This window comes from Novosphingobium sp. ERW19 (genome assembly GCF_012641315.1).
GTDB lineage: Bacteria > Pseudomonadota > Alphaproteobacteria > Sphingomonadales > Sphingomonadaceae > Novosphingobium.
On the sequence record NZ_JABAIC010000005.1, the window covers coordinates 353,244 to 363,064 of the forward strand.

9 protein-coding genes are annotated in these 9,821 nt (G+C 66.0%); all 9 read left to right on the forward strand.

Going from position 1 to position 9,821, the window contains the following annotated elements:
- Positions 1–47 precede the first annotated feature (47 nt).
- On the forward strand, positions 48–461 hold the full coding sequence (locus HGI46_RS12530) for an NAD(P)H-dependent oxidoreductase subunit E (RefSeq protein WP_168904441.1): 414 nt from the start codon (positions 48–50) through the stop codon (positions 459–461).
- Positions 458–1,996: an NADH-ubiquinone oxidoreductase-F iron-sulfur binding region domain-containing protein gene (locus tag HGI46_RS12535; protein ID WP_168904442.1), complete on the forward strand. Its 1,539-nt coding sequence runs from the start codon at positions 458–460 to the stop codon at positions 1,994–1,996. The genes HGI46_RS12530 and HGI46_RS12535 overlap by 4 nt, the downstream gene beginning before the upstream one ends.
- The gene (locus tag HGI46_RS12540; protein ID WP_168904443.1) at positions 1,993–2,526 is read left to right on the forward strand and encodes a molybdenum cofactor guanylyltransferase; all 534 of its coding nucleotides are present in this window, start codon (positions 1,993–1,995) and stop codon (positions 2,524–2,526) included. Before HGI46_RS12535 ends, HGI46_RS12540 begins: the two co-directional genes overlap by 4 nt.
- Positions 2,516–5,374: a formate dehydrogenase subunit alpha gene (gene fdhF / locus HGI46_RS12545; protein ID WP_168904444.1), complete on the forward strand. Its 2,859-nt coding sequence runs from the start codon at positions 2,516–2,518 to the stop codon at positions 5,372–5,374. The genes HGI46_RS12540 and fdhF overlap by 11 nt, the downstream gene beginning before the upstream one ends.
- Positions 5,371–5,637 carry a formate dehydrogenase subunit delta gene (locus HGI46_RS12550; protein WP_168904445.1) on the forward strand — a complete coding sequence of 89 codons (267 nt, stop codon included), beginning with the start codon at positions 5,371–5,373 and terminating at the stop codon, positions 5,635–5,637. The genes fdhF and HGI46_RS12550 overlap by 4 nt, the downstream gene beginning before the upstream one ends.
- Positions 5,618–6,412, forward strand: coding sequence for a formate dehydrogenase accessory sulfurtransferase FdhD (gene fdhD / locus HGI46_RS12555; protein ID WP_168904446.1), 795 nt, complete (start codon positions 5,618–5,620; stop codon positions 6,410–6,412). The genes HGI46_RS12550 and fdhD overlap by 20 nt, the downstream gene beginning before the upstream one ends.
- 123 nt (positions 6,413–6,535) lie before the next feature.
- Complete coding sequence (locus HGI46_RS12560) at positions 6,536–7,765, forward strand: amidohydrolase family protein (RefSeq protein WP_168904489.1); 1,230 nt, start codon at positions 6,536–6,538, stop codon at positions 7,763–7,765.
- An 8-nt stretch (positions 7,766–7,773) separates the two neighbouring features.
- Positions 7,774–9,282 (forward strand): bifunctional 3-(3-hydroxy-phenyl)propionate/3-hydroxycinnamic acid hydroxylase, encoded by a 1,509-nt coding sequence (locus HGI46_RS12565; protein ID WP_168904490.1) that lies wholly within the window; start codon positions 7,774–7,776, stop codon positions 9,280–9,282.
- The gene (locus HGI46_RS12570) at positions 9,279–9,707 is read left to right on the forward strand and encodes a heme-binding protein (protein ID WP_168904447.1); all 429 of its coding nucleotides are present in this window, start codon (positions 9,279–9,281) and stop codon (positions 9,705–9,707) included. Before HGI46_RS12565 ends, HGI46_RS12570 begins: the two co-directional genes overlap by 4 nt.
- The last annotated feature ends 114 nt before the right edge of the window (positions 9,708–9,821 follow it).

The following is a 9,821-nucleotide window of genomic DNA, read 5'->3' on the forward strand; positions in this document are numbered from 1 at the left end:
CTTTTTCGATTTGACCACCGGTCTGTTTCGGACAAGATCGGAGCGCCATGGAACGACTGCCCCAGATCATCGCCGCACACGCAGGCCGGGAAGGCCCGCTGCTTCCGATCCTGCATGACGTGCAGGCCGAATACGGCCACGTTTCGGAAGAGGCGATCCGCGCGATTGCGCAGGCGCTGAACCTCAGCCGCGCCGAAGTGCAGGGGGTTGTCAGCTTCTACCATGATTTCCATGCGGAAGCCGATCCGCGCCCTGTGCTGAAGCTGTGCCGGGCGGAAGCGTGCCAGGCGCGCGGCGTCGATGCGCTTGCGGCGACATTGTCGGACAGCGGACGGGTGAAGGTCGAGACCGTCTATTGTCTGGGGCTGTGCTCGGTGGGGCCAAACGCGATGGTCGGCAGCAAGGTCCATGCACGGCTCGATGCAGCTAAGCTGGGTGCGCTGGTGGAGGCGCTGGCATGACACTTGTCCGGATCAGCGACGATGCGCTGGCGCTGGCTTGCGGCGCTAACGATGTGGCGGCCGCATTCGCCGCGGCAGGTTGCACCGTTGAGCGCGTGTCATCGTGGGGCATGCACTGGCTGGAACCGCTGGCCGAGATTGATGGTCAGGGCTTCGGCTCGCTGGAGCCTGAAGACGTTGCCGCCGTGCTGGCAGGCAGTTCGGCCAAGGCCATCGGCCCGATTGCAGCGCATCCCTTCATTGCCCGCCAGCAGCGCTTCACCTTCGCGCGCGCTGGCCAGACGCGGCCCCTCAGCCTTGAAGACTACGCCGCGCACGGTGGCTGGCAGGGGCTCGCCAAGGCGCGCGCACTCGGCCCAGAGGCGACGATTGCGCAAGTGACCGAATCCGGCCTGCGCGGGCGCGGCGGTGCCGGCTTCCCGGCAGGCATCAAGTGGACGACCGTGGCCAAGGCCTCCGCTGACCGCAAATACATCGTCTGCAACGCCGACGAGGGCGACAGCGCGACCTTTGCCGACCGCATGGTGATGGAGGGCGATCCGTTCATGCTGGTCGAGGGCATGGCGATTGCCGCCCACGCCGTCGGCGCGCAGAAGGGTTACGTCTACATTCGCAGCGAGTATCCGCACGCGATTGCCAAGATGGAAGCGGCAGTGCGCGCGTCGGCGCACCTCATCGCGCCGTTCGAACTGGAAGTGCGGGTGGGCGCGGGCGCCTATGTCTGTGGCGAGGAAACTTCGCTGCTGAACAGTCTTGAAGGCAAGCGCGGCGAAGTGCGGGCCAAGCCGCCACTGCCGGCGCTGGAAGGGCTGTTCGGCAAGCCCACCGTGGTCAACAACGTGCTGACGCTGGCCGCCGTGCCATGGATCCTGGCCAATGGAGCCGAGGCCTATGCGGGTGTGGGCTTCGGCCGGTCCAAGGGGACGATGCCGATCCAGATCGCGGGCAACGTGAAACACGGCGGGCTGTTCGAAGTGGGCTTCGGCATCACGCTGGGCGAACTGGTCAACGATATTGGCGGTGGCACGGCATCGGGCCGTCCGGTGCGCGCAGTGCAGGTGGGCGGGCCGCTGGGCGCCTATCACGCGCCGTCCGATTTCCACCTGCCGTTCGATTACGAAGCCTTTGCCGCCGCCGATGGCCTGATCGGCCACGCCGGGATCACCGTGTTCGACGATACGGCAGACATGAGCCGCCAGGCGCGCTTCGCCATGGAATTCTGCGCCGCCGAATCCTGCGGCAAGTGCACGCCCTGCCGCATTGGCTCGACACGCGGCGTAGAACTTATCGACCGTATCCGTGCGCGGTCGGGTCGGACGCCCGACAAGGTCGAGGCGCTGCCGCAGATGCACAACGCCCGCAAGGCGCAGCGGTCATTGGCGGACGAGATCGTCCTGCTGGAAGACCTGTGCGAGACGATGAAGTTCGGCTCGCTCTGCGCGCTGGGCGGCTTCACGCCCTATCCGGTGCTTTCGGCGCTGCGCAACTTCCCCGAGGATTTCGGCGCCGCTCCGGCAAAGGAAGCGGCCGAGTGATCTTGGGCGCCGTCCTTGCCGGTGGACGCTCCACCCGGTTCGGCAGCGACAAGGCGCTGGCCGAACTGGGCGGGCGCACGCTGCTAGCGCGGGCGGTGGATGCCTTGGCGGCGCAGTGCGATGCGGTGGTCGTGGTGGGGCGAGAGGAAGCGCCTGCGCCCACGCTGCCAGACTGGCCGCGCGCTGACATGGGTCCACTGGGCGGAATTGCCGCTGCGCTCCACCATGCGCGCGATGCGGGTTACGATGAAGTGCTGACCTGTTCGGTCGACAGCTTTGGCTTGGGCGAAGGTCTGGCCGCCCAGTTGCAGCCGGCGCCCTCCTATTGCGAAAGCCAGCCAGTGATCGGGCTGTGGCCTCCCAGCGCCTCGGCCACGCTCGATGCGCTGCTGACCAGCGATGCCCGACATTCGATGCGCGCTTTTGCCGAACTGGTCGGCGCGCGGGCGGTGCGCCTTTCCGAAAATCCTGCTAATATCAATACACCGGCGGATCTGATGGCCGCCGAGGAGCAATCCCATGGGTTATGAACGCCAGGCCGACTTTGGCACCCCGGAAGTCCGCAGCGACACGGAAGTGACCTGCTTCATCGACGGACGCGAAGTAACGGTGCCCTCCGGCACGACCGTAATGCGCGCGGCGGCTCTGACCGGCGGTTCGATCCCCAAGCTCTGCGCCACCGACAATCTCAAGCAGTTCGGATCGTGCCGCCTGTGCCTTGTCGAGATCGACGGGATGCGCGGCACGCCTGCAAGCTGCACCACCCCGGTGGCCGAGGGCATGAAAGTCCACACCCAGACCCCGCGCCTGCAGAAGCTGCGCAAGGGGGTGATGGAGCTTTACATCTCCGATCACCCGCTCGATTGCCTGACCTGCAGCGCCAACAACGATTGCGAACTGCAGGATCAGGCCGCCGCCGTGGGCCTGCGCGATGTGCGCTATGGCTATGAGGGCGAAAACCATCTCGGCGCGATGCCGGACATCTCGAACCCCTACTTCGATTTTGATCCCAGCAAGTGCATCGTCTGCTCGCGCTGTGTGCGTGCTTGTGATGAAGTGCAGGGAACGCTGGCGCTGACGATCGACGGGCGCGGGTTTGACAGCAAGGTTTCGGCGGGCTTTGCCTCGGACAGCTTCCTGTCGTCCGAATGCGTTTCCTGCGGTGCCTGCGTGCAGGCCTGCCCGACGGCGACCCTGCAGGAAAAGGCGGTCAAGGAGATCGGCAAGCCCGAGCGCGCTGTCGTGACGACATGCGCCTATTGCGGCGTTGGCTGCACTTTCCGCGCCGAAATGCGTGGCGAACAGCTGGTGCGCATGGTGCCCTGGAAGGACGGCAAGGCCAATCGCGGGCACTCCTGCGTCAAGGGCCGCTTCGCCTGGGGCTATGCCCAGCACCAGGAGCGCATCCTCTCGCCGATGATCCGCGAGACCATCGATCAGCCATGGTGTGAGGTTTCGTGGGAAGAGGCGCTGACCTATGCGGCGGGCCAGATCAACCGCATCCGTGAAACTTACGGCCGCAACGCACTGGGTGGCATCACTTCCAGCCGCTGCACCAACGAGGAGACGTTCCTCGTCCAGAAGCTGATCCGGGCGGGCTTCGGCACGAACAACGTCGATACTTGCGCGCGCGTCTGCCATTCGCCCACCGGCTATGGCCTCAAGACCACGTTCGGCACTTCGGCGGGTACGCAGGACTTCGACAGCGTCGAGGACAGCGACGTGATCCTCGTGATCGGCGCGAACCCGACCGACGGGCACCCGGTCTTCGCCAGCCGGATGAAGCGGCGCCTGCGTCAGGGTGCCAGGCTGATCGTGATCGACCCGCGCCGCACAGATCTGGTCCGCTCACCGCATATCGAGGCGGACTACCACCTGCCGCTGCGCCCCGGCACCAACGTGGCGATACTGACAGCGATTGCCCACGTGATCGTCACCGAAGGCCTCGCCAACGAAGCGTTCATCCGTGAACGTTGCGATTGGGACGAATACCAGCACTGGGCAGAATTCGTTTCGGCAGAGCGCAACAGCCCCGAGTTCCTTTCGCCCGTGATCGGCGTTGATCCCGAAGCCATTCGCGGCGCGGCACGCCTCTACGCCAAGGGTGGCAACGGCGCGATCTATTACGGTCTTGGCGTCACCGAGCACAGCCAAGGCTCGTCCACCGTCATGGCCATCGCCAACCTCGCTATGGCCACCGGCAACATCGGTCGTCGCGGTGTCGGCGTGAACCCCTTGCGCGGGCAGAACAACGTGCAGGGCGCCTGTGACATGGGCAGCTTCCCGCACGAGCTTTCCGGCTATCGCCACGTTTCGGACAAGGCAACGCGCGACCTGTTCGAAGCCGAGTGGGGCGTGAAGATCGATCCCGAACCGGGCCTGCGCATCCCCAACATGCTTGACGCCGCAACCGACGGGCAGTTCAAGGCGATCTACATCCAAGGCGAGGACATCCTCCAGTCCGACCCCGACACCAAGCATGTCGCGGCGGGCCTTGCCGCGATGGAATGCGTGATCGTCCACGACCTGTTCCTCAACGAGACCGCGAATTACGCCCACGTTTTCCTGCCGGGATCGACCTTCCTTGAAAAGAACGGCACCTTCACCAATGCCGAGCGCCGCATCCAGCCAGTGCGCAAGGTGATGGAGCCGCTCAACGGATATGAAGACTGGCAGGTCACGCAGGAACTGGCCCGCGCCATCGGGCTGGACTGGAACTACACGCATCCGTCCGAGATCATGGACGAGATCGCACGGCTTACGCCGACCTTTACGGGCGTGAACTACAAGCGATTGGATGCCGAAGGTTCGCTGCAGTGGCCGGTGAACGACACGGCGCCAGATGGCTCGCCGATCATGCACATCGATGGGTTCGTGCGCGGCAAGGGGAAGTTCGTGGTGACCGACTATGTGCCGACCGACGAGCGCACCGGCCCTCGTTTCCCGCTACTGCTGACGACCGGGCGCATCCTCAGCCAGTACAACGTCGGCGCGCAGACGCGGCGCACGGCGAACACTGTCTGGCATCCCGAAGACGTTCTCGAAATTCATCCGACCGACGCCGACAACCGTGGCCTCAAGTCTGGCGACTGGGTGAAGCTGGCAAGCCGGTCTGGCGAGACGACCTTGCGCGCGCTAGTGACGGATCGCGTGGCCCCGGGCGTGGTCTACACCACGTTCCACCACCCGGCGACGCAAGCAAACGTGGTCACCACCGACTACTCCGACTGGGCGACCAACTGCCCGGAATACAAGGTGACGGCTGTGCAGATCACGCCTTCCAACGGCCCGACCGACTGGCAGGAAGACTATGAGGCGCAAGCCTCGCGCTCCCGCCGGATCGTGGGCCAGGACAGCGCGATGGAGCCGGCCGAATGACCGCGCATACGGCAGAAAAGCTGGCCTACATGGCCAACCAGATCGCGCGCAACCTGGTGCATGACGACAAGCCCGTGGCGGCAGTGGCCGACCATATCGTTTCGTTCTGGACACCGCGCATGATCGATACGCTTATCGCCCAAGGCTCTGCCGGGCTCGATCCGGTGGCGGCCGAGGCTCTTACGCGGCTGGCAGAGGGGCGCGTTCCCGCTCCGCAGAGCCGCGCCACCGATCCGCAAGTCCATGGCTCCGATGCCGGTTGACGGCACAAGGATCTTCTCGTTCCGGGAAGACTTCGCAGATGGCCGGAGCTCACGCACGCTTGACAGAGCGCTGATCGAAGAGGCGCCGGTCGCATTGGAAATCAACGGCGTAGGCTATGCCGTGATGATGGCAACTCCGGTCGATCTTGAAGACTACGCGCTCGGCTTCTGCCTGTCGGAACAGTTGATCGCTTCCCCGCGCGAGTTCGTTTCGGCTCAGGCTGCGCGCGTTGATGCCGGTGGATGGATGCTGCGCGTGCAGCTTGCCGCGGAAGGCGCGGCTCCGCTGCTCGAACGCGCGCGGTTGCGGCTTTCCGAGGGAAGCTGCGGGCTTTGCGGGATCGAGAGCCTCGAGCAGGTCATGAGGCCGCTGCAGCCGGTGGCGGCGCGGACCGAGGTTGGGGCAGATGCGATCTTCCGCGCAGCCGCCCGGATGCGTGACCATCAGGCGCTCGGCCGCGCAACGGGCGCAGCACATGCGGCAGCGCTGTGTGATGCCGACGGCACGATCTGCTTGGTGCGCGAGGATGTCGGTCGGCATAATGCCTTCGACAAGCTGATCGGCGCAGCGGCTCGTAAGGGCCTGGCAATGGCCGACCATTTCGTGCTGCTCACCGCGCGCTGCAGTTTCGAACTGGTGCAGAAGGCGATCATCGCGGGAGTCCCATTGCTCGCGACGATCTCGGCAGCGTCCACGCTGGCTTGCGAACAGGCGGCAAGTCATGGGCTCCGTCTGGTCAGCCTCGTCCGGGATGACAGTCTGCTCGAGTTGTGATTGGCCTTGGCGGCCCCGTTCCATAGGCTCTGACTATCCAAATATTGCATATCAGTACTTTTCCGGCCCCATAGCGAGAGCTAGGTCATCCCGGTGAACGGGAGAAATGGGATGGCGGGTGCTATGGCCGTGATGATCAGGAACGTCCGGGTTTTTGACGGTGAGGCGCTGCTTGACGGCGCAAAGTCGGTGCTCGTGCGCGATGGCAGAATCGCCGCCGTAATGGCTGCAGGCGAGGAGACTCCTCTCGACGAAGCCCCCACCGTGATCGACGGCGCGGGCGGTGTGTTGATGCCTGGGCTGGTTGAGGCGCATGCGCATTTGACGTGGGGGTCTTCGGTGGAGAAGATCTATCACCAGTTCATCCTGCCGGAGGACGAGTTGAAGGTGGCGGCGTGGCGCAATGCGCGGGTGCTGCTCGATCATGGCTTTACCAGCGCCTATTCGGCAGGCGCGCTGGGGGATGGCATCGAGGTTGCGCTGGCGCGGGCAATCGATGCTGGCGAGACGCCGGGGCCGCGGCTCGTGCCTTCGACGCTGGAGCGCAGCCCGGAAGGGGCTGAGGGCGTCGACACCGGTGACGTGTTCAACGGGCGCGGGGCCGAGGCGATCCGCAAGTTCGTGGCCTATTGCAAGGAGCAGGGTATCGGCTCGCTCAAGCTGGTGGTCTCGGGCGAGGATGCCCTGAAGCCCGGTTCGGCCGGCGACGTGCTCTATACCGACGAGGAGATGGAAGCGGCAGGCGAAGCGGCGCGCGAGGCGGGCCTGTGGATCGCCACCCATGCCTATTATCCCAAGGCGATCGAGCTGGCGCTGAAGGCCGGGGCGCGAATCATCTACCACGCTTCTTACGCCGACGAGGCGGCAGCCGACGCGATGATCGCGGCCAGGGACACGACGTTCTACGCACCATCGCCGGGCGTTTCGATCGCCGCGCTGGAAGCCACGCCGCCGCCGCACATCGACATGAGCCACATGAAGAAAAGCGCGGCCGAGCGGATGGCGCTGGAAGCCAAGCTGGTGCCCGCCTTGAAGGCCCGGGGCATGCGCATCCTGATCGGTGGCGACTATGGCTTTCCGTTCAATCCCAATGGCCGCAATGCGCGCGACCTGCAGATCTTCGTCGATCACTTCGGCTACACCCCGGCCGAGGCGCTGCACGCAGCAACCGCGCTGGGCGGCGAACTGATGGACCTCGAGGTGGGCCGGGTGAAGCAGGGCTGGCTGGCCGATCTGCTGCTGGTCGACGGCGATCCGACGCAGGACGTCTCGATCCTGCAGGACAAGGACAAGCTCGTCATGATCATGAAGGGCGGCGCGCTCTACAAGGCGCCTGCCGAGGTTGCCGCCTGATGTCGACGATGTTTGACGTTGCCGTGATCGGTTGCGGCCCGGTGGGTGCGATGGCGGCCAACCTGCTGGGCAGGCAGGGCCTGTCGGTGGTCGTGCTCGAGAAGGAGACCGAGCACTATCCGCTGCCGCGCGCGGTCCATCTCGATCACGAGATGATGCGCCTGTTCCAGAGTGCAGGCGTGATCGACCGGGTCGAGCCGGACATGGTGGCGACCGACGGGCACCTCCATGTCGGCGCCGATCATGGCGTGATCCGCTACATGGGCACGGTCGGCAAGCCGCGCCCGTTCGGGTGGGCCAACGACTACTTCTTCTACCAGCCCGAGTTCGAGGCGCACTTGCGCGCGGCGTTTGCCGACAACAGCTGCATCGGGGGCAGCATCGGTCTGCTGCTGGGCGCCGAGTTCACCTCGCTCTCGCAAGGCGATGACGGCGTGACGGTGACCTACGCGCAGGATGGCGCGCAGCGCAGCCTGACCGCGCGCTGGGCGATTGCTGCCGATGGCTCGCGCAGCCCGGTGCGCAAGGCGCTGGGCGTCAAGCTCGACGATCTCGGCTTCGAGGAGCCGTGGCTGGTGGTCGATGCCGAAGTGGAAGGGCCGGTGACCTTCCCGGACCTGACCGGCGTGCCCGAGGGCGCGGACCTGCAGCGCCTCTCGGTGATGATGTGCGATCCCAATCGCCCGGCAACGGTGGTCCCGGGCCGCCGCAACCATCGCCGCTGGGAGTTCATGCTCCTGCCGCACGAAGACGATGCCGAGATGATGCGCGAGGAGAATGTCGCGGCCCTGGTCGGCGCCTGGATGAAAGACGTACCGCACAAGATCGTGCGCGCCGCTACCTACCGCTTCCACGGGCTGGTGGCCGAGCAGTGGCAGGTGGGCCGCGTGTTCCTGGCCGGCGATGCCGCGCACCAGACCCCGCCGTTCTTCGGACAGGGCATGTGCCATGGCCTGCGCGATGTGGCCAACCTTGCCTGGAAGATGGCGGCGATCGTCAACGATGGCGCGGACGAGGCCATCCTGACGACCTACCAGCCCGAGCGCGACCCGCACGTGCGCGGCGTGATCGGCGCGGCGGTAGCGGCCGGGCGCTATATCTGCGAACTCGATCCGGCCCGGGCGGCGCAGCGCGATGCCAGCATCCGCGCGCAATCGGCGCAGAAGGCAGGCGAGACCGCGGCAGACCTGATCCCGGCGATCTCGACCGGCTTCGTGGCGCAGGGCACGCCTGCCGCAGGCCAGCGCTTCATCCAGCCGATTCTCACAGACGGGCGCAAGCTCGACGATCTCGTCGGCCAGGGCTGGCGCCTGTTCGTGCGCGACGGCGGCACGGACGGCGCTGTCGTGGCCAGCGATCTGCCCGACAACGGCGCGGTACTGAACTGGCTGGTGGACCACAATGTCGATGCCGTGCTGGTGCGCCCCGATCACTATGTGTTCGGCACCGGCGCTGCGGCAGACCTGCTGGCCTTGCGCGATGCGATGCTGCGCCAGAAGCAGGAGATTGCGGCATGAGCCTGACGCTCAACGCAGCCCAGACCATCGTCACCGCCGCACTGGCAGAGGCGCGCTCGCGCAGTGCCAGGCCGCTTGCGGTGATCGTGCTCGATGCCGGCGGCCATCCGGCGGCCTTCGCGCGCGAGGACGGGGCCAGCCTGTTCCGCCATGACATCGCCCGCGCCAAGGCGATGGGCGCGCTCGGCATGGGCGATGATACCCGCGTCCTGGCAGAACGCGCCAAGGGCAATCCCGCCTTCTTCCAGAGCGTGAGCGTGGCGGTGGGCGGCAACATCGCCTTCTCGCCCGGCGGCGTGCTGATCCGCACAGGCGGCGCGATCATTGGTGCCGTGGGCATCAGCGGCGATACCGGCGAGTGTGACGAGGACTGCGCGCTGGCAGGCCTCAAGGCTGCCGGATTCGATCAGGAGAACGCCAAGTGAAGTTGCGCAGCATCGAAATTGCCCTGCCCGATCCCGCGGGCGCCGCGGCGTGGATGGTCGACGTCTGGGGGCTCTACCCCGCCGAAGTTCGGGGGCAGACGCACTACCTGCGCG